Origin of the sequence: Bacillus sp. MYb78, from assembly GCF_002975115.1 — a bacterium.
GTDB lineage: Bacteria > Bacillota > Bacilli > Bacillales > Bacillaceae_G > Bacillus_A > Bacillus_A cereus.
The window spans coordinates 229,602-248,262 of the sequence record NZ_PCOB01000003.1 but is presented as its reverse complement, the minus strand read 5'-3'; the positions used below and the strand labels follow the sequence as shown (position 1 = coordinate 248,262).

Genomic DNA, 18,661 nt, shown 5'->3' with positions numbered 1-18,661 from the left:
ACTCCTCCATGTATTTTTATAAAAAAAGAGACGAATTTTCGTCTCTTTTAACCTAATGAAAGGATTTCCTTTGTAACTCTCGCAAATTCTTCTAAATAAATAAAGAAGTCATGCATACAAGAATGTTTATCATTGTAAACATATCCGTATAGTTTCTCAGCTTGAGCTTCATTTAGACCGTAATCTTCTTTCAAGATTTGAACACAGTCATTTCGTAACTTAGCATTTAATCTGCTCTTTTCAGAATTCCATTCCATTTTTCGTTGTTTTACTTGTTCATTTTGTCTCTCTACTTCTTCTCGATTCCATTTTACAGATTTTTCTTCATCAAACACATGGTTTTCTGAGAATTTTCTGTGAGATGGATATTCTTGAAGAGGCTCATAGAACTTATTAACAAATGCATTTGAAATTTCATCAATACAACTATAAGAAATTTCTTTTTCGCTTAGTTTGGTCCAAATAATTTCATGTCCCTTATGACAGAATTCACAATTTATTAACGTTTCTAATGCACTATCAACTCCACCTTCTTTTGAATTGATTGTACAATCTACTATGCAAATTCCTATTTTTTCTTTTTTCTCATAAGTGAAATTTGCTAAACGACCTTGAATAAAACCATCTGCATTACAAAACTCGCAATACATCATAGAGTTTACTAAATCATAAGCATCATTCTCTTTTTTTAATCCTTTTACTTTCAATTCTACTACAACTTCATGGTTAGCCATTTTTAATTCTCTCCCTGTCAAATAAATTAGTTAAATACCTGTTTTTTATATTCGAATTATTATACATTCAAAAAATGAAATTTATTCCCTATTGATTTAATTCTAACTCTTTTCTTTTGAAGTATAAGTCGATGCAACTTTTAATTGCTCCAGTATTTACATAAAATCCGTGATTTAACGAAACTTCACTTGGAGCATCTGTCACTGTTAAAAACCCTTTTCGATTCATTTCATTTGAAGTGATTTTATGAACGTTACATTCAATCCCTCTGTATACTAATCTTTCAACAAACTCTTTGCTTCTCATTTTTATTCCACCTTTTTAATCAATTTATAAAAATACCTGTTTTTTCATGTTCTCTTTATTTTAGATTTTGATAATGGGGTTATTCATTCTTCTAAAATTTCATAAAAATAAATGATGAACCAAAATAAAAAAGAGCATTATGCTCTTATTTTTGAAGGGATTGATAAAATCTATTAGCTAAATCATATATATCCGATTTTTTACTAATCGTTCGTATCCACTTTTTTGGAATATTGTTTTCTCCGTAGAATATCCCTGCTAAACCACCAGTTAAAGCTCCGATTGTATCCGTATCCTCTCCTAAATTCACAGCTTTTAATACCGCCTCAGAAAAGGTTTCTGTTGTTAATAAGGACCATAAACAAGCTTCTAAAGAGTCTACAACATATCCTGTACTTTTTATCTCATGCTCCTGATACGTATAGATATTTCGTTTTATAATTCGTTCAAAGTGCTTTAATTCTTCTTCATACCCTTTGTTATTGTAATAAGAAATAATAACTTCTTTCATTCCTGCATATGCCTTTTCTCGTGAATGATATTTTATCAATTGAATAGCAAACTCTACATACATACTACAAGCAATCTTTGAACGGATATGAGCATGGGTGATTCCTGATACAGCTTCTATAATCGGGAATTTTTCTGCATCTTTTTTATCTATTAAATAGAAAACTAAAGGTAATACTCTCATCAACGAACCATTTCCATTATCTTTTTCACCCTTCTCTCCTGCTTCTTCCAAAGCTATCCCTGACTTTATTTTTGAAAGAGCTTTGAATGTTGTTCTTCCAATGTCAAATGGCAATTTATCATTAACATTCCAATAGCCAAAGTAATACCAATCACACATCTTTTGTTTTATATCGTTCAAATCATAGCCATGAGTTAGACTTTCTGTTAGGCAAAAAGTGAGGGAACTATCATCTGACCATGTACCTGGTGGTTGATTATGTGTCCCATAACCTGTCATTGTCATTATCTTATTCATTTTATCTCTTGGCTGAAACTCAACAGGAACACCCAAAGCATCACCTATACAAAATCCTAATAACCCCGAAAGAGCTACATTTGATTTTTGTTTATTACGATTCAAATTAAACATTTTTTGTAGAATGGATTGTTTAACTGTATATAATCTATTATTCATATCATCACCCCCTTATTATTCTTCATTGCCATTCTTTATGTTTATATTAATATTTTCTTTTCTTTTTTATGCTCTACATCCGATTGAATGCCATACAAACTCCGTATAATATTTTGATATTAAAAAACTGGTTCTTATATTAAGAGATATGAAGAGGAGAGATTTATTATGGTGGCAAAAATGTATGAAGTTGACGAAGTAGCAAAATGTGTGAGATAGCTGTAATAGCTACTACATTTGAGAAATCTGGAAAAATTGATTTTGAAGTTGATGACCTTCATGACTTCTACGAAACAATTGTTGAACCTATTTATACGGAATGGGCAAATCAGACAGGTTCATTCAAAAATGAAGAAGAAGAAGTTTATATTACAGCCTATGCAAACAGAGTCTTACTTGAACGTTACGGCACAAAGAATTAGGTAGGTTTGAGAATAGTATAAGAGGAATGGATTGCGTCTATATCTTATCTTTTTACACTTCTAAAATAAAAGGATGTGATATAATTTAGAAAACAATTCCTTGAGAAGGTGAAATTATGAAAAAGACTGCTGAAGAAATTATGAATTCTATTGATGAAATGGATAATAGTGAACGGATAAAACTATTAGGTAGTCTATTTGATAAGTATTTTGACAATAGGCCGCCCAAAGAAGAATTAGAAAAAGAAAAAGAAAAAATGCTTTGGGGAGAAAATGATGAAGAATAAACGTGGCGAGATTTGGTTTTTAGAATTAAACGGTAAGAAACGACCAGTTGTGATTATCAGTAATGATAACATCGTTGTTGAATTAGACCGTTTAGTTGCTACTGTAACCAGTCAAGAAGCAAGAAATGAATTTGATGTAGTTCTTGAAAGTTGGGAACAAGCAGGTTTAGATAAACCGTCTGTAGTCAGATGTTCAAAAATAAACACTGTCCATTACAAAGAACTATTGTTCAAAATCGGTAAACTACAAGAGCAGGATTTAGAAAGAGTATTAAAGACAATAAGAAGTTATTTTTAGGCTTGGATATTATTTATCCAGGTCTTTTTTATTTCATTATAAAAATATTTATTCTCCCATATGATAAGTAGATATTTATAAAACAGGTATTGAAAATCAATTATTTACGAGGAGATGTAGGACATGATTACTTATACACAGGATTATAAGGTTATGAAAGAAAAAGTATCTGGAGATATTTTAAAGAACTTAAAGAATATGGAACATAGAATATTGTATCTAAACAACGATGTACCAATCGCCTATGGTGAAGCAACCTTTGAAGAAGATGGTTCTGTATACATCGAGTATATTCAATGCATAGAAAAAAGAAAAGGTCATGGCAGAGACATTATCAATCATTTTAAAAATCAGGAAACCATTACTGAAATTTGGGGCGAAGCTATCCCTGATGCTGTACCTTTTTGGCATCGAATGGGAGTAAAGTTTGAACAATCAGCATTTAATGAATTCATAGAGGAAGATGAATTAGTTGAAGGATTTTTAATTCCTTTTTCGCTGAAATGTAGTTAAAAAAGTATTTATAGTTGATATTACATAAAAGAATCGCAGTAGCGGTTCTTTTTTTGTAGAGTAGGTAATCAAATAAATGTTTGAAATCACATCGCTTATGTTATAATGTATTTGAGGATTCAATTTGTGAACCTCATAATTTCGAACATACAACGTATACTAATAAAGCGAGAGTGCTCCAACACTCCCGCTCTTGTAACCAAATTACTTGTAAAGTGGATTGGTTCATAATTTAATTATTTGTTTCTTTTTTCGAACCATCCTGACTCTTCGACTTGTGCAGGGTGGTTTCTTCTTTATCTGAAGGCTTTTTCAGAATATGTTCAGTAATTGCTCTTGAAACACCACTGGACATACCCTTAATAATAGCTAAGAAGATTTCATCCATATTCATTCACCTCCTTCCTACTTAAAGTAGAAAAGAGTGAACCAATACCACCCTACAATTCGATTCAGTTACCCTTTAATTATACCATATTTTTCATAAAAAACCCTTATTTCACGGGCTTTTTTACATATAAATTTAGTATATTAACCGTTCCTTTTATGAGTTTTTTATTATGATTTTATATATAAAAAACTCAAGTTAATCTCTTGTTAGAACCTCTCCTACACGAAGAATCCCTAAACTTCCTACAACATCATTTAATTCTTCAATTGATTCGAAGATAATGTTGTTTTCTTTATATACTTCGTACCCCATTACTTCATTTACTGCTTTAATAGATGCATGTAATTTTGAGTCAGCTTCTACATCTATAATTTGCCAATCATCATGTTCCAGATAAATAACCACAACATATTTATGCATACGTACTTACTCCTCCATTATTCAAATCATTCTTGTTTTTCTTTCACTTGAAATAGTGCCTTTACTTCTTCAATTGATTTCCCACACATAGGCTGTTTTGTCTCACTATCTAATAAATAATTAGATGTCATTGCTGGACTATATCCACCTTGTACTACGTGCTGTTCGGTTACACATTTGTTCGCATGATTAAAATAGACTTTATAATAGTAATCTTTGTAACCATCGCCTCTACGGTCCACTTGATTATATATCAATTCTTCAATAGGTCTCAGACCTTGACTACTCTCTGTTTTTGTGTCCATCTCTTGCTTGCTAACAGCTTCATTTTCTTTAGGCTTCACTTCTTTTGTATCTTCTGAATTACATCCGAATAAAAGGAACGAGCAACCTAATAGCAATGCTAATGATTTTGTACTGAGTTTCATACAATTTCTCCTCTCTAACGCCAATGTGTAAAAACAATTAATGTGGGCTCTATATCCATATCAAAATGTTCTTTCACATGCTCTTTAATTTGTCTTTTTTCTTCTACATACAATGATTCATCATATTCAAACAACGATAGTCCTCTAAATCCTTCTGGGTCATAAGCTAATACCTTACCAATGACAAAGTATTTACCTGTATTCCCATCACTTATGTATCTTAGTTGAGATGGATGAGTTCCTTCTCTATATGGCTCATGCTTTTCCCAATCATCTTCATTTTCTTTCTCATATCCAATATTTGCTCCAATCATAATATAATGTGATTGCACTGAACTCATTATGAACCCCTCCATTTATATTCCGTTAACTTTTAATTCTCTTTCTAATTCCTCTATTTTCCCTGCTAATAAACATTCACGAATTACAAACCATACAGCTATCCCAAACAGTAATCCATGCACAACTACATAAAAAAAGAATCCTTTGATAGTTGAAATGTCTACCCAATTTGGGAAGTTTCTCCCCAAAACAATCTTAAAGAAAGAGAAATAAACTGCCCACCCTACATATGAAAGAAATATATATATTTCATTTATTCCTCTCTCTGCTTCTATTTGTTTCATTTCTGCTTCAATCGAGTTTTTCTTCATTATTTTCTTCTCCCTTCCCCTTCTTCTTCCAGGCGTTTTCTCAGTCGATTCCCTAATCTTCTACATGAGAAGGTGTTTTCATTAATACTACTTTCATATTCTTTAAATCTATCTATTTGTTTAACGAATTCTCTATTTGCCAAAACGTTGTATTCACTAACCATACCTTTATAGCAAATTTCATATAGTTGTAATTGTTGATTTATCCATCTTTCAGCTTTCCTTCTGTTTGAAACGAATTGCAAACAAAAATGGTCATCAATCCCTAAAAAATATACATACATGCCTCATTCATCCTTCATCCATTAAAAGTTATGAAGATAACCTTAGTTCTTAAAGCCATTTACAATCATGATGTTGTAAAATCCTAAAGAATTCTTTCTCAGTTAATTTTGCATAAATTGTAATGTCATTATCCTTTGGTTCTTCTTTCCATAATCTTTCGTCTTCTGTTCGCATTTCAAACTCTTTTAGACTGGACATACGGATTAGTAAAAGAGTTAATAATTCATACTCATGATGTGCTTTTACATGAATCTTTGCTTGTTTTAAAACATTTTCATCAAAAATCTCTTCTTTCAAGTAAATACTATCGATAATGAGAGAATTCCATTCCGTAGTGTGTAATATGCGTTCCATTCCTAATGAATCATATGCAGGGAAACAACATCTCTGGTTCCAATCTAACCAATGAATCCAAAAACTTGAGTCTTTATAGATTACAAGACCTCTCGCAAACGGAAACTTCAAAATGTCTCCTTCTGTTATGAAAGAACCTTTCTCATCTTTTTGTTCAGAAACATGGAGCAATTTTGCATAAGGAACCTCTATTGATTCAAAGACGCTCATAGCTTTATATATTTTTCCATCTAATCCTATTTGATAAGGTATTTCTTTTTTTAAAAAATCCTGGCAGTCATATAATTTATTAGTATTTTCGTCAAAAATCTTAAACATTTCATCACTCTCCCCTTCATAAGGTATCTATTTTTATTATAACAATAATAAATTACATTGACTATAGTGAATAAAAAAAGACATTCATTTCATCATAATCGAAACGAATGTCTTTTTCATCTTATTGTGGTAATAGAACTAAGCCAATGTTTTCATCATCAATTGGGTTTTTACTGATGGCGAATCCATGTTTTTCTGTTAATTCTATTACTTTTTGAATATCTCCTTTTACAGAAAGATAAACCTTTTTAATTAATTTTCCTTCTTTATCAAATGATTCTGGGTAATTTTTGTTGTATAAAAGGAATGAAGTAAAAAAGACCTCTCATATATGAGAAGTCCTTTTTATTACTTTCTAATCTCTAATTGTTCTTCATAGTATCTATTTGTTTCACCATCTTCAAACTCAACCTCAATTGGATAGTCTTCATTGTTAAAAGTATTAACAACTTCTCCATCAAAATTTTTCCAAAATCCAACTAATGGCATTACTTTCATACCTTTTTGAATTAAACTCACTGAAAATCATCTCCTTGTATCACATTTATCACTAATTATTTCGGGTCAAAAATAACACAAGAAGAATAATTCCCTAAAATTCGGGCCACATATTCATCGCCATCAATTACAACTGTTTCTCCATTTTTAATTGGAGTGTATTCTCTCATGCTTTTATTATGTAACTTATCATCTTCACTATAATTTGCTTTCATAACAGTAGCATGTTGCATTCCCCATAATACACCATCATCTTCTGTTTTGTATCCTCTACGAAGACTTACGTCCGAAGTAACGCCTTCAACCTTGAATTTATTTTCGTTTTTTATAAATGAAGTTTCTGAAACAACTAATGTTCTCATATAAAAATCTCCTTTTTAATTAATTTATTTTATATCCATTTATGCAGTCTTACTTCTTTTTTCGATTACACTCAATAATCCTTTAATATCTTTATCATAACCTTCCCCTAAACAATTTTCTAATTCTTTCTTGAAATACTTTGAAAAGAAGGGATGAGTTAAAATATTCTCTTCGGTTACTTTACCTGAGTAACCGAAAATTTCCAAGTTCCTCACGCCATTTTTAATCATTTTTCGTTGTACATCTGTAAACATTTCAAAATCTCCTTTTTAATCAATAATCTTTTATACCTTATTTATATCGAAATCTATTTATTATATAAAAAAAGACGCTACTTTATAGCATCCTATTATTTTGTATTTTGTTTTGTTATGTACATATTTTTTTAAATCCTGCATATAAAATATAACATAAAATTATATTATTTTGAAAAGATAATAGTTAATTTTATCTGTAACCTCTATATCTGCCATCTTTCCTTAAATTCTCAATCATTTCTTCTTTTGTGGTCGCTTTTTTCTTTTGTATACCTACTTTAGTACAATCCTCAATGAAATCCATATAAAGTTCTATTCCTTTAGCACTTAGATGGTTTATTAGATTGTTATGTAAAAATTCTATTTCACTCTGGTCATACTCGGAAAATCCCCCTTCTTCAGCTAAGAATGATTCCACTTCTACTTCGTAAAGCATTCTTTTCAAGATATCTATTTTATCAGCCTTTTTCATTATTATTCCCACCCTCTTTTTTATTTAAATTAATTAACTATCCCCGCTTCCAAATGCTTTAAAAATTCTCGTTTTAATGCATCTGTTCGTTCACGCTCTTTATTAAAATCCACTTTATTACCAAAGTCTAACATTACTTGGATTTTATCGGAACTCCCTCTATCAACTACTTCTTCAAACATTTTGTACAGTTTTCGTTGAACAGATTTACTTATTTTCTTCATTGCTTTCACTCCTATTTATATTCAATACCAATTCACCATCTGTTTCAGCTATCCATCCTATTTTTTGACTAATTGCAAGAATACACATCTTAATACCTTCTGTTATTTTTACAGATTTATTTTCTCGTTCCCATTTTTCATAGAATAAATAAAATAAATCTTTTGTAGTTTGTTTTCTTAAATCTATTTTTTCGAATTTATAATGTATATGTAATTGAAATAGGAGATTTTCTCTTAATTCAGATTCCCAATCTATCGTAGCATCATTCATTATTCCATCCCCCTTAAATATCATTTTTATTGACTATATATAATGAATTATATAGAATTTCAATTATAAAGTCTACAGAATAATTTTAAAGAAGGTGACGTAAATGGAGAGCATAGAAGAAATGGAAAAACGGATTACAAACATGTTTAACAACATGACAGATGAAGAGTTTGATAAAGAGTTAACTGAAGCAGGATTCGAGGTTATTAAAGGGGGAAACGGAGAGATTATTTTTACAGATGAAGTAGAAAGAATGAAAACCGCATAAGAATAAATACAAAAAGCCATCATTAAGACGGCTTTCTCTTTGCTTTATGTATTAAACCTCAGTTTCTTCTGCCAATTTTACAATGGTAGACTTTCCTGTACTAAATGTAGTAATGAAGGGAATATCTCTTTCTTTACACAGTGCCTTTACTTGTTTCATCGCAACATGCTTCGTTACTTTTAGCAAGAATATCACCATATCAGCTTTCTTCACAAGTGGTTCCAGTAACGTAACATGACTTCTGGCATTTGCCCACAAAAAAGAACCGCCTCTTTCCTCAATACTGGCTTTGTATAAGGCCTTTTTAGGCTCATTTCCTATTATTAGAATACTCTTACCTTTTAAAGCATCTTCATCTATTACAATTTCATCTTCTTCAATATTCTTTTCTTCTTTTTTATTTACTGTTCGTTTGCTTTGAAATACCAATTTTGCTTCTCGTTCGCTATCTCTTATATCATATACCCAAATAACCTTTACCTTATCTGGTTTGTCAGCAGGATACGCAATGTCCACAATCATTTCTTCCTTTAGTCTCAAATCATTAACTTCATCCACATTTAATAGGAATGAATAAGGTACCTCGCCAAACTTTATATCTCGACCATCTTCTAAACTTTTTCGTACAACTAACATATTTCCATCTTTTTCTATTGGACATAAATTAACTTGAATTCGGTTATCATCAACCTGCTTTTCTGCTCGTTTCGCTAAAGAATATTGATATTTTTTCATATCTCCATTTGCATAACCATCTTCTATTGCATAGATATAATCATGATGTTTCAATCCTAACTCTCTAATCACTTTCTCAGGTACAAAACCATCAATTTCAGGTACGAACCCACCTCTAATTTTTCGTTCAAATAAATACATCTTGTTTTTGGCAATATCTAAGGAGTTATGTATTTTATCATTTTCAATTTCTTTTTCTTCACTCTTTATACTATCAGATTCTTTCTCCTTAAAATCTGTGGTTTCTGCTTCTACATTACTATCTTCTGTATTATCTATATGAACATCTTCTTTTAATTGTCTTGTATTATCAGCGAGAATAGTCTGTAAACCCTTCTTCTTCTTCTCTAAACCCTTAATACTCTCCAGTACATCAAAATACTTTTTTATCACCTTTTTGTGCTCATCTAAATGTTCCAAAGTTAAACATTCAATTGTTTGAACTAACTCTTTTTTTATTTGTTCAACTAATATATTATCCACAGAAAATAACCCCTTTCCATTCATATATTCATATTATATAAAGAGGTGAATAATTGCAAAAGGATATCAAGAAAATATTAGATTTTATACAAAGAAAAAAGACTACAAATTTCGTAGCCTTTCTATCTTGATGGGCGATATTACATATCAAATTTATCGTTAAAATCTTCCTCTGATACGCCATATCTACGCTTATATTCATCTGCTGATAAAACATGTAAATCTTTTTCATCGTCCACAGTTTTAATTTCAACAATATATGTTCTGTTATCCATCACAACTGCAACATCTGTACATTCCTCTTCTAAACGTTCAAGAACCTTGTTCAACTCTTCTATAGATAGATTTTCAATCAATGAGTCATAACAGCTTAATTGAAAATATCCATCCATCGTTTCTATTTTCTTTTCGATTAATTCTCTGTTTTGATTATCTTTTAACTCACTAACTACCCAATCCATCATACGTTTTGGTTGACTCGCTTTATACAATACCTTTTCTGGCTCAACTACTACACCATATGAACTTTCTTTAGCATCTTTAAATACTTCATAAATTGCCATGCGATGACTCGCACCTTTTAAATCAGACAACTCATCATGTCCCCAAACATCAACAAGAATGCTTCGACCTGTTAATGGATTGGAAACAGCAACGACTTCACCAACACCTTGATAATCTAATCCATGCACATCTTTATTTTTGTGCAATAAATCCAGTAATCTATCCATATTTTCATCCATTGTAAATTGCTTTTTCATCATTAACCAATCTCCTTTTTAATTCATTCTGTATTGAATACCTATTTATATATAATCACTTATTATAAACGATTGTAAATGTCATTATTCTATGTATAAAGAAAAAGGCAGAGATACATTCCCTACCTTACTTTACAACATTCCTTTCTTTATGTACATAATATCAACACTACTTATCAACGCACTTCAATTTGAATGTCTTTAAATTTATCATCTGATTTTCCAATACGAAGAGCTTGGTTAAGTGGTTTGCACTTCTCCAATAAAGCTTTCCCTCTTTCGTCTTTCGCATACCATTCATCATTTTCATTTTTCATATATTCTCGAATTGTATCCGCTTGACATACCATTGATTTTTTACTTTTAAACATATCATGGTACTCATCAAATTTAGCTAATACCTCTTCTAAATACTCATTACTTTTTAAATACTTGTACCAAAGTAATTCATAAAACATTGATAGATATTCAATTGATAGAATCGTATTTCCTATTTTACATGCAACAGGTTTTTTCCCTTTTGCATTCTCCCACTTTTTACAAGTGTAATAAAAACCACTTTCATCTTGAAACACTTTAGACTTCTGATAATGGTTTTCTATGGTGTCAAATACGTCATGTACTGAAACTTTTGCAGATAGTGCTGAAAAACGCTTATCACCTTTTGTAGAGCATTCTAATACGTTTAACTTACGTATCTGAAGGATATTTGGCGAAACATCTGCTCCTCTTAATATACCTACATTCTCAATTTCACGTAAAATCTTCTTTTCCACTTTTTCTCTCCCAATAACAAACATCAATAGTTCTTTTGCCTTTTCAATATCCATCTTGGCTGTACCTTCCATCACGTCTTCTTCTGTAAAAATGGCAGGAAATATATCTTTAAACTTTCCTAATTCATTAATTACGCCTGATTCCTCTACTAATTCAACTCCATAAAATACAGTCATCTGAAACCGCTCCTCTTCATCCAATATGAAATATACCTAATTTATAAAATATCTACTGTATTCTATTGAGTTTTCTCAGAAATTATAATTGCTGAGAAATTGAAGTATAATAAAATAACTTATAAAAACCAGGTAATGCAAACGTGCATTGAAATAAAATTTAAGGTGGAATTACTTATGTTAGAAGACACATTAATTGTGGACCATACAAAAAGGAAACGAATTTTACCAAATAAATCACTATTACGTTGTCCAAAATGCAATAAGATTGGAGAACGTCAGGTATCTGATAACAAAAAATACGTGCAATACATACATAAAAAATACAATTCGAATAAAATTCTATCTTGTATGATGAAAACACATCAGGAAAATTCACTGAAAAATAGTAAATAATAATTATAAAAAAGAGATTATACTATTCTAAATTGAGGAGAATTAATTAATGAAAACAATAACAATTGGTGGGCACTATACTTATGACGATGGACTAACAGAAAGCAAAACAATTATGTTTGTGATTCGAAGGGGGAAATATGAAGATGATGATGCAGAGTTTTATGATACCATCTCATTATTCGGTTCTTACGGAGTACATCAGCGTGAATTTGAAGTAGAGTTTTTCCAAGATAAAGATGTCAGACTTGCTACACAAGAGGAAGTTAATAAATTAAGAAGTCATTGTTCATTTACCCCTTCAACAGTAAGAAATAAAATGGACTATCTTATTTCAAAACACTGGGGCATAAACAATCGACCAAACATTGTGTTTGACCCATATGAACCTTTGGAAACAACGTATTTGGGTGCATATCACGCAGGAACAGAATCTCTTATTTTTAGGTCCGAATTTTTGATTTTAGTTGAAGAAAATGAATTTGAGAAGATTCTTCTTCATGAATTATGTCACTGGTACTTACATATAACTGGTGAGGAATATCGAGATAGAGATGTTCGTTTTGCAGAAGAATTAATAAAAGTTGGAGCAGGTGAAACTGCAAATCTTCATAATGACGAAGCAAGAAAAGCATTCGAGATAGCATCTAATAATCTTAGGTAGCACAAAAAATCCCTTGTACTAATAATTATGAATTTATCCGAATCCTACAAAAATATCAATTAAAAGTTAGGCATCCATATTAGGATGTCTTTTTTCATGTATAATACTATTAACAGCATTTATTTTAATTTGAAGGGAGTTTTTCCATCTCATGAGTGAGACAATTCGATTAATACAGATTGATGGTGAGACAGCATACATAAAGGAAGTTCCGAATACATTAGAATCCTTAAAAGATTTAATTGGTGGCGGGTATTTAGAATCATTTCCTTTCGGGTTTGGATTTATAGGATTATGTGATGAAGATGGTCTCATGAAAGAATTACCTAAGAATCCTTTAGGGATTGCAGGGTTAATGATTGTTTCAAAATATGATTCTACTCGACATGGCGAGTTAGGTAGTTTAACAGATGAAGATATTGAACAAATACAATCATTAATCGCCCAAAAAGGTATTCACTTTCTTAAATAGAACGCAAAAGGTAGATGAATATATTTCATTCATCTACCTTCTCTTGAGTACCCTTACACAGAAGGGTCTTACGGGTCACCACCCGCATTATCGACTTTATCTGCTCGCTACACATCTTATTCGGTTCGCCATGCATTACAGTATTAATGTCATAGGTAGTCGAGCTGTACTTCTCATAACATTAATCACAGAAACCTGTGTATATGCTTTTCAAAAGAAAAACTATTTTGTAGGTTTTTTACACCTTATCTCATTATAGAGAAGTCACTACTCATTTATTCCAAAACAAAAGAACCACATCAAAAATGAATTTGAATGTAGTTCTTTATGCTGAAATTTGCATATTTTGTTTCCTCATAAAATAATGATTATATATGTATTTCACAATTGCATTTACATCACCTTCAGATACATGTGTTTGTTCATTCCACATCTTAACACGATATAAATCTTTCAACAGCCTCAATTGCATCTCTTGATTCCATTCAGAAGAAATATAAACAATGGTATTTTTAAATACAAAGCCTGATTCATATGTTTCAAGCATATATTGAATATGCCTCTCTCGTGACTTTGAGATAGACACAATCTCTTTCACTTGTGAACTTGTATATCTATACGGAAGAAAAATCAAATGAAAAGAAGATACATTCAATAATTCTTTTGCCCTTTCTAAAAACACATATAATGAATTTCTTGGTATATTGTCATGTATTTGAATCATATTGTCTCACTCACTTTCAGTTAATACAAATTAACACCTTATATATTCCGACCTCTACTATAAGCACTTCAATACTGAAATATTCAGCCCAATAAAAAGCAGAGTACATTTTGCACTCCGCTTTTCAGGCACATAATTTATATATTTGACGTATAACATTTTTATTTACAATTTTCCCATGTTCTTCTGCATACACGAATAGAACTGGCACATTCTTTTTCTCTGAATATACCTTACTTTTTTCTTTTGCTCTTTTTACATTCTTAGAAGGGAATTTTTTTCCCTTTCGACCATTCATCAATTCTTTTTCAGATTTAATCTGAATGGCTCCAAGCAACTTATCAGCTCTGAAAATCTTGTAATCAATAGCAAATTCAATATCTTCTCTCTCTTGTGCTCTTTGAAATCTTAACCAACTAAATTTCTCATGTAGTTTAGAAATCGCATTTATTTCACGGGAGAATCCCATCCATGGAACATCAATAACGGAAATATAAATGAAATTTACATAATCATTGACAGATACATAGCGTTTTCCACGTTTTATCGCTTCGTCGTACAGAAGTTCACCCATTTCAAAAATATCTTCCAATTTTCGACCATGTTCAAAATTCACAATACGCTCTTTATGTGAAAGTGATTCTTTAATCATTTCAGATTCTTTTTCATTTAATGTATACTTCTTCATAAACGCTTGTTTTTCTGGTGTCATGCGTTTAATCAAGCCATTTCTTTTCTTCCCACTTGCAAAATAAAATGATTCCCATTCATAAAAGTTTTTCGCTTTGCTTTTTTTACAAAGTTTCATAAGATGTCCTAATGACCAAATAGAATTTAAACCTATAGATAAGCTAAGTTTATTTATTTGAGAGAAGAGCTCTGTTTTTTTGAATTTCAATCGTTCCGCTCTTGTTTTGATGATGTATTTCATTTATATTCACCGTCCTTTTTTACTATAGTTAATAACTAATTTTAATAATACTATTTTTATTAACTATAGTCAATAAAAATAAAAGAGACCTATTTGGTCTCTTCTGATAAATCTTCATATACAACCAAGACTGAACAACCCCATGAATAACTGGCAGTAACAAATTTTATAGATGGATTCGCTAAGAATTGGTTTAATTTTTTCTCTAATCCACTGTCTGTTAATGCTGTGAATATTTTAGTCTTCATATAAACACCTTCTTCCTTTTCCTCTAAATAAATTTTACTTAGACAAATACAAGTGGAGAAGTTTTTTAGCCAGGTATCTCTTCCTCTATCCACTTGTTATATAGAATTATAGTGTTTGTAACGAATAATAATAATTAGACCATAGCATGAGCCGTCTCTACTTGATTTAATGCATCTTCCATTTCTTCTTTTAATAATTTTGATAATTGAACAATTTCATTTGAATGAAATCGTAAAGATACTTCACTTACCTGCTTCCTCTCTACTTCTTTAATGTAGTGAGATACAACGAAGCCCATTTAAATCTCTCTAATACGTGAGCATTAATAGAGAAATCCATTTCCTCTCATATTTGCTACAATCAATAAAAAGAGAGCACAACTACGCACTCTCTCTTTCACTCCATATTCTTTTTACATCCAATGACTGAATTGTTACTGTAGTAACTTCATCCACACAGCAATAATACGTTTGTGTCGATTGTAGTTGTTGTTTGATTTCTGAAACAGTTGCTAAATTGAATCCTTCAGAATCCTTATTCTCTATGACTTCTCCTGATTTCAATTCAATATATACGATTGATGATTTGAGCACTGGTTGTTCTGCTAATCGTACTTGAATTGACTCAAACGTGAATTTACCTTCCCCAACATGTTTACTTAAATAGGGAATTAAATCTTCCATATCTCTATCTTCTATATGTTTCGCTTCCTGCAAATCTAATGTGAATAAAACTGCTCGTCCAAATGATGAACTCTTTCTCATTTTCTTAACATATAATCCACCATTTACTCGAATTACCTTTTTACACATACCAAACACTCCTTAATAATTAATTTCTTTAAATACCTGTTTTGTTATAATCCATTTATTATAGATTTTTGTAGAGAAAATATAAAAAAACCAAGCATGATTATCTGCTTGGCTTTCATATCTAATATTTGTATTTATATTTATGATTCTTTGTAATACGCAATAAGAGCTCTATAGTCGATATTTTGAAAGCTATCAACCATTAACTCAAAAGCATACCCATCACCTACAGGTAGTAAGGTTTCTTGCATTTCTTTCTCCACGGTTTCACTGACTAAAGCCACCAATTCTACTTCATCCATATTTTGATTTTCCAAAACAACTTCCTCTACTTTGTTGCCATGCCATTTTGAAACTAAAGTTGTTGCTAAATTATCAAACTTTTTCATAATAGGTTGCTCCTTCTTTTCTGTATCGTTCATTTTCATTTGTTTATCACAATCTTCACAAACTAAAATCCCTAATTTTTCACAATAAATTGTTTTACATTCTTCAATTTCCTTATCTGTGAAAAAATGCTCACATTTTTCGCATCTTAAATCTTCATCTACCATCATTATTCGCTCCTTTTAAAATAAATTCGATTAAATACCTAATTTTTATATCCTGAGTATTATACTTTTACGATGAATTAAATATAAGAAAATACATTATTATTCACGAAAAAAAGACCCCTGTCTATAAAGAGGTCTAAATCAGTTTGTATACTTAATTATAATTTATATTCTCCCGTTTCTACTTGTCTTTCATAACCAAAATAAAAAACATCTTACTTTTGGGGTAAGATGCCTGGGATACATTCTTTGCTTTCTTTCAATATTTCTATTGCAGTATCGATTTTCGTTAGCAATTCCTGATTTATATGATTAACCTGCGAAGAAGATAATGAAGGTTCATCCGTTCTTCCCAAAAGAAAATCCGATGACACATTCAATACATCGCATAATAAATCTAACATTTCTATAGAGGGCGTACTATAGCCTGTTTCATAATTAGATATGGTAGTTTTTTTCGTATTCACTTTTATCGCAAGTTCTTCTTGCGTTAATCCACTCCATTTTCTCGCTAATCGTAAACGCTTTTTAAATACATCTACAACACCCAATACATACTCATCCTTTACAAACTCATAATTATTTCTATCATAAACCAAAAAAGAAAGGATTTCCACCTTTCTTCTTTTCATGATTCATCCTTATTCTCTTTCAAATATAATTTTACTTCTGACATGTTCTTAATTACTGGTTTATCTTCTTCATACTTGATTTTTACTTTGTATGTTCCTTTAGGCGTAGTTGCTGTATAAACATCATATGAATTTCCCTGCTCTAATACAATCTCTTTCTCATTCACACCAATTTCTTTAGCAATTACTTTAGTTCTTTCTATGTCACCATCAGTATCCTCTACTATTTGAAATAGCCTTTCTCCTTGAACCTTTAATGCCCAAAATCCACAAAGTACAAATAATACAACAAGGATTAATAGCACAACTGGAGGAATCCATTCACTATCCATAAAATCATAAGTGAACCTTATATTCTTTTGTTTTTCATTTCCTTCTTTATCCAATTTAACCACCATAATTACTCCTTTTGTAAGATGTTCACACGATTTATTTTTGTGATAACATATTTATCATTTTATTAGGATTAATAGATTTAATTATCTGTAGAACCTATTTTCACTTGAGCCATATTTTCTATAACTGGTTTGGATTCTGTACTCATCTGTTTATCAAAATCTATTGTTTCTTTAACTTTTAATTGATAAACACCTTTTGAAGTTGTAGCTGTATACCATTCAATGCTTTTGATTTCCTCATTCTCATTATTTTCTTTTTTTAAGACAATTTCCTTCTTAGGAACATCTAATTCACTTGAAACAAGAGCGACAATAGCATTGTTCTTACTCTTTAAATATTCATCATTCATTTCATTTAAAGAGCCTATCGTTAGATTCACTACATAAATACCAGTAACAACTAAGATTAAACCAAATAAAGCTCCCCAACCCTCTTTACTCATTTGTTTCATTCCTCTCTTTCACTTTAATATCAAACTCTAATTGATTAGCAATGAAACGCCCCATTTCATTAGATACCATCATTGCGACACGTTCTTTAAATCCAAAGGCTAATTTACCATTATCGCTCATGCCCTGTTTGATTAATTGCTGAATGTAGGATTCAATACATTTATTAATATAATCTTCTTTACCTTCCATAATTACTTTGGTTTCAACAACAATAGTCTCACGAATTAACTCTCTAATTTCTTCCTTATCCATTTTGAGTTCATTGTGAATTAAATTTTTAAACTCCTTGTAATTGCGATGAATAGTTGTATTCTTTTCATCAATTTCTGGTGTGATAAAAAAGTGAATATGATTTGTCTTGGCTTGAATCCAACTCCCATGTAAATCAAATTCTAAATCTGTTGATTGCAGGGTAATAACCCCATCTTTTATATTTATAATAGTATCTATCGTTCTTTGCACACCTTGATTTATACAAAAGACACTTACACTTTGACCTTCTTGAAATAGAAACTCTTCCAAGCTCAATTC

At 30.7% G+C, this 18,661-nt stretch carries 37 protein-coding genes and 1 pseudogene; 8 read left to right on the top strand and 30 right to left on the bottom strand.

All coding sequences use genetic code 11. The features are described from left to right. Positions 1–47: 47 nt before the first annotated feature. The 3 genes from CQ064_RS08750 to CQ064_RS08740 form a co-directional block, all read right to left on the bottom strand. The gene (locus tag CQ064_RS08750; RefSeq protein WP_001273589.1) at positions 48–734 is read right to left on the bottom strand and encodes a hypothetical protein; all 687 of its coding nucleotides are present in this window, start codon (positions 732–734) and stop codon (positions 48–50) included. A gap of 88 nt (positions 735–822) precedes the next feature. After that, positions 823–1,041, bottom strand: coding sequence for a hypothetical protein (locus CQ064_RS08745; protein ID WP_001256681.1), 219 nt, complete (start codon positions 1,039–1,041; stop codon positions 823–825). Between the two features lie 145 nt (positions 1,042–1,186). Next, on the bottom strand, positions 1,187–2,191 hold the full coding sequence (locus CQ064_RS08740) for an ADP-ribosylglycohydrolase family protein (protein WP_001065263.1): 1,005 nt from the start codon (positions 2,189–2,191) through the stop codon (positions 1,187–1,189). Positions 2,192–2,397: 206 nt separating this feature from the next. Between CQ064_RS08740 and CQ064_RS08735 the strand changes: the two genes are divergently transcribed. The 4 genes from CQ064_RS08735 to CQ064_RS08725 all read left to right on the top strand — a co-directional run bounded on the left by CQ064_RS08735 (position 2,398) and on the right by CQ064_RS08725 (position 3,711). Continuing rightward, positions 2,398–2,613, top strand: coding sequence for a hypothetical protein (locus tag CQ064_RS08735; RefSeq protein WP_000333215.1), 216 nt, complete (start codon positions 2,398–2,400; stop codon positions 2,611–2,613). 116 nt (positions 2,614–2,729) lie between these two features. Continuing rightward, complete coding sequence (locus CQ064_RS33465; protein WP_000750403.1) at positions 2,730–2,900, top strand: hypothetical protein; 171 nt, start codon at positions 2,730–2,732, stop codon at positions 2,898–2,900. After that, positions 2,890–3,198 (top strand): type II toxin-antitoxin system PemK/MazF family toxin, encoded by a 309-nt coding sequence (locus CQ064_RS08730; RefSeq protein ID WP_000792089.1) that lies wholly within the window; start codon positions 2,890–2,892, stop codon positions 3,196–3,198. The genes CQ064_RS33465 and CQ064_RS08730 overlap by 11 nt, the downstream gene beginning before the upstream one ends. 123 nt (positions 3,199–3,321) lie before the next feature. Continuing rightward, on the top strand, positions 3,322–3,711 hold the full coding sequence (locus CQ064_RS08725) for a GNAT family N-acetyltransferase (RefSeq protein ID WP_000634200.1): 390 nt from the start codon (positions 3,322–3,324) through the stop codon (positions 3,709–3,711). Between the two features lie 232 nt (positions 3,712–3,943). Here the strand turns inward: CQ064_RS08725 and CQ064_RS33460 are convergent, their stop codons facing one another. The 14 genes and pseudogenes from CQ064_RS33460 to CQ064_RS08670 form a co-directional block, all read right to left on the bottom strand. Then, complete coding sequence (locus tag CQ064_RS33460) at positions 3,944–4,099, bottom strand: hypothetical protein (RefSeq protein ID WP_000343341.1); 156 nt, start codon at positions 4,097–4,099, stop codon at positions 3,944–3,946. A 198-nt stretch (positions 4,100–4,297) separates the two neighbouring features. Next, positions 4,298–4,522, bottom strand: a complete 225-nt coding sequence (locus CQ064_RS08720; RefSeq protein ID WP_000549806.1) for a hypothetical protein — start codon at positions 4,520–4,522, stop codon at positions 4,298–4,300. 26 nt (positions 4,523–4,548) lie between these two features. After that, positions 4,549–4,950, bottom strand: coding sequence for a hypothetical protein (locus CQ064_RS08715; protein WP_000778168.1), 402 nt, complete (start codon positions 4,948–4,950; stop codon positions 4,549–4,551). 14 nt (positions 4,951–4,964) lie between these two features. Continuing rightward, positions 4,965–5,291, bottom strand: a complete 327-nt coding sequence (locus CQ064_RS08710; protein ID WP_000100139.1) for a hypothetical protein — start codon at positions 5,289–5,291, stop codon at positions 4,965–4,967. A 15-nt stretch (positions 5,292–5,306) separates the two neighbouring features. Next, on the bottom strand, positions 5,307–5,603 hold the full coding sequence (locus CQ064_RS08705; RefSeq protein ID WP_000742246.1) for a hypothetical protein: 297 nt from the start codon (positions 5,601–5,603) through the stop codon (positions 5,307–5,309). Then, a complete protein-coding gene (locus tag CQ064_RS08700) occupies positions 5,603–5,887 on the bottom strand; it encodes a hypothetical protein (RefSeq protein WP_000289835.1) in 285 nt (94 codons plus the stop codon). Before CQ064_RS08700 ends, CQ064_RS08705 begins: the two co-directional genes overlap by 1 nt. Positions 5,888–5,936: 49 nt before the next feature. Next, complete coding sequence (locus tag CQ064_RS08695; RefSeq protein ID WP_000472593.1) at positions 5,937–6,560, bottom strand: hypothetical protein; 624 nt, start codon at positions 6,558–6,560, stop codon at positions 5,937–5,939. 121 nt (positions 6,561–6,681) lie between these two features. Beyond that, positions 6,682–6,858: pseudogene (locus tag CQ064_RS34390) on the bottom strand (hypothetical protein); the annotation flags it as partial. A 50-nt stretch (positions 6,859–6,908) separates the two neighbouring features. Then, positions 6,909–7,079 (bottom strand): hypothetical protein, encoded by a 171-nt coding sequence (locus CQ064_RS33455; protein ID WP_000052853.1) that lies wholly within the window; start codon positions 7,077–7,079, stop codon positions 6,909–6,911. Between the two features lie 35 nt (positions 7,080–7,114). Next, positions 7,115–7,420 carry a hypothetical protein gene (locus CQ064_RS08690; RefSeq protein ID WP_001259780.1) on the bottom strand — a complete coding sequence of 102 codons (306 nt, stop codon included), beginning with the start codon at positions 7,418–7,420 and terminating at the stop codon, positions 7,115–7,117. Between the two features lie 39 nt (positions 7,421–7,459). Continuing rightward, positions 7,460–7,675: a hypothetical protein gene (locus CQ064_RS08685; protein ID WP_000493589.1), complete on the bottom strand. Its 216-nt coding sequence runs from the start codon at positions 7,673–7,675 to the stop codon at positions 7,460–7,462. 193 nt (positions 7,676–7,868) lie between these two features. After that, complete coding sequence (locus CQ064_RS08680; RefSeq protein WP_000708849.1) at positions 7,869–8,150, bottom strand: hypothetical protein; 282 nt, start codon at positions 8,148–8,150, stop codon at positions 7,869–7,871. Between the two features lie 29 nt (positions 8,151–8,179). Next, positions 8,180–8,374, bottom strand: a complete 195-nt coding sequence (locus tag CQ064_RS08675) for a hypothetical protein (protein ID WP_000724004.1) — start codon at positions 8,372–8,374, stop codon at positions 8,180–8,182. Beyond that, positions 8,358–8,645 (bottom strand): hypothetical protein, encoded by a 288-nt coding sequence (locus CQ064_RS08670; protein ID WP_000996076.1) that lies wholly within the window; start codon positions 8,643–8,645, stop codon positions 8,358–8,360. Before CQ064_RS08670 ends, CQ064_RS08675 begins: the two co-directional genes overlap by 17 nt. Positions 8,646–8,748: 103 nt before the next feature. On the opposite strand from CQ064_RS08670, the gene CQ064_RS33450 reads away from it, so the two are divergent. Further along, positions 8,749–8,913: a hypothetical protein gene (locus CQ064_RS33450; RefSeq protein WP_000443643.1), complete on the top strand. Its 165-nt coding sequence runs from the start codon at positions 8,749–8,751 to the stop codon at positions 8,911–8,913. A gap of 51 nt (positions 8,914–8,964) precedes the next feature. On the opposite strand, the gene CQ064_RS08665 is transcribed toward CQ064_RS33450, so the two are convergent. From CQ064_RS08665 to CQ064_RS08655, 3 genes are all read right to left on the bottom strand, one after another. Further along, the gene (locus CQ064_RS08665; RefSeq protein WP_000368810.1) at positions 8,965–10,131 is read right to left on the bottom strand and encodes a DUF2325 domain-containing protein; all 1,167 of its coding nucleotides are present in this window, start codon (positions 10,129–10,131) and stop codon (positions 8,965–8,967) included. Between the two features lie 140 nt (positions 10,132–10,271). Continuing rightward, positions 10,272–10,895 (bottom strand): hypothetical protein, encoded by a 624-nt coding sequence (locus CQ064_RS08660; RefSeq protein WP_000976430.1) that lies wholly within the window; start codon positions 10,893–10,895, stop codon positions 10,272–10,274. A 173-nt stretch (positions 10,896–11,068) separates the two neighbouring features. Further along, positions 11,069–11,845: a DarT1-associated NADAR antitoxin family protein gene (locus CQ064_RS08655; protein ID WP_000215730.1), complete on the bottom strand. Its 777-nt coding sequence runs from the start codon at positions 11,843–11,845 to the stop codon at positions 11,069–11,071. Between the two features lie 177 nt (positions 11,846–12,022). Here CQ064_RS08655 and CQ064_RS08650 point away from each other — a divergent pair, with 177 nt between their 5' ends. The 3 genes from CQ064_RS08650 (at position 12,023) to CQ064_RS08640 (ending at position 13,377) form a co-directional block, all read left to right on the top strand. Further along, a complete protein-coding gene (locus tag CQ064_RS08650; protein WP_000888768.1) occupies positions 12,023–12,241 on the top strand; it encodes a hypothetical protein in 219 nt (72 codons plus the stop codon). Positions 12,242–12,290: 49 nt separating this feature from the next. Next, positions 12,291–12,905 carry a SprT family zinc-dependent metalloprotease gene (locus CQ064_RS08645; protein ID WP_000849657.1) on the top strand — a complete coding sequence of 205 codons (615 nt, stop codon included), beginning with the start codon at positions 12,291–12,293 and terminating at the stop codon, positions 12,903–12,905. 151 nt (positions 12,906–13,056) lie between these two features. Beyond that, entirely contained in the window at positions 13,057–13,377 is a 321-nt protein-coding gene (locus CQ064_RS08640) for a DUF3846 domain-containing protein (protein ID WP_000005015.1), read from the top strand. Positions 13,378–13,702: 325 nt separating this feature from the next. On the opposite strand, the gene CQ064_RS08635 is transcribed toward CQ064_RS08640, so the two are convergent. From CQ064_RS08635 to CQ064_RS08600, 10 genes are all read right to left on the bottom strand, one after another. Continuing rightward, positions 13,703–14,101, bottom strand: coding sequence for a hypothetical protein (locus CQ064_RS08635; RefSeq protein WP_000614595.1), 399 nt, complete (start codon positions 14,099–14,101; stop codon positions 13,703–13,705). Positions 14,102–14,225: 124 nt separating this feature from the next. Then, positions 14,226–15,032: a C2 domain-containing protein gene (locus CQ064_RS08630; protein ID WP_000873972.1), complete on the bottom strand. Its 807-nt coding sequence runs from the start codon at positions 15,030–15,032 to the stop codon at positions 14,226–14,228. Between the two features lie 89 nt (positions 15,033–15,121). Continuing rightward, complete coding sequence (locus CQ064_RS33445; RefSeq protein ID WP_015055224.1) at positions 15,122–15,280, bottom strand: hypothetical protein; 159 nt, start codon at positions 15,278–15,280, stop codon at positions 15,122–15,124. A gap of 134 nt (positions 15,281–15,414) precedes the next feature. After that, positions 15,415–15,579, bottom strand: a complete 165-nt coding sequence (locus CQ064_RS33440) for a hypothetical protein (RefSeq protein WP_000508152.1) — start codon at positions 15,577–15,579, stop codon at positions 15,415–15,417. Between the two features lie 82 nt (positions 15,580–15,661). Then, the gene (locus tag CQ064_RS08625) at positions 15,662–16,093 is read right to left on the bottom strand and encodes a hypothetical protein (protein ID WP_000335158.1); all 432 of its coding nucleotides are present in this window, start codon (positions 16,091–16,093) and stop codon (positions 15,662–15,664) included. A 140-nt stretch (positions 16,094–16,233) separates the two neighbouring features. Continuing rightward, positions 16,234–16,647, bottom strand: coding sequence for a hypothetical protein (locus CQ064_RS08620; protein ID WP_000227338.1), 414 nt, complete (start codon positions 16,645–16,647; stop codon positions 16,234–16,236). Positions 16,648–16,862: 215 nt separating this feature from the next. After that, a complete protein-coding gene (locus CQ064_RS08615; protein WP_000829094.1) occupies positions 16,863–17,279 on the bottom strand; it encodes a helix-turn-helix domain-containing protein in 417 nt (138 codons plus the stop codon). Further along, positions 17,276–17,677: a hypothetical protein gene (locus CQ064_RS08610; protein ID WP_003272996.1), complete on the bottom strand. Its 402-nt coding sequence runs from the start codon at positions 17,675–17,677 to the stop codon at positions 17,276–17,278. Before CQ064_RS08610 ends, CQ064_RS08615 begins: the two co-directional genes overlap by 4 nt. 77 nt (positions 17,678–17,754) lie before the next feature. Further along, positions 17,755–18,120 carry a hypothetical protein gene (locus CQ064_RS08605; RefSeq protein ID WP_000031396.1) on the bottom strand — a complete coding sequence of 122 codons (366 nt, stop codon included), beginning with the start codon at positions 18,118–18,120 and terminating at the stop codon, positions 17,755–17,757. Further along, positions 18,113–18,652 (bottom strand): hypothetical protein, encoded by a 540-nt coding sequence (locus tag CQ064_RS08600; RefSeq protein WP_000390834.1) that lies wholly within the window; start codon positions 18,650–18,652, stop codon positions 18,113–18,115. The genes CQ064_RS08605 and CQ064_RS08600 overlap by 8 nt, the downstream gene beginning before the upstream one ends. Positions 18,653–18,661: the final 9 nt, after the last annotated feature.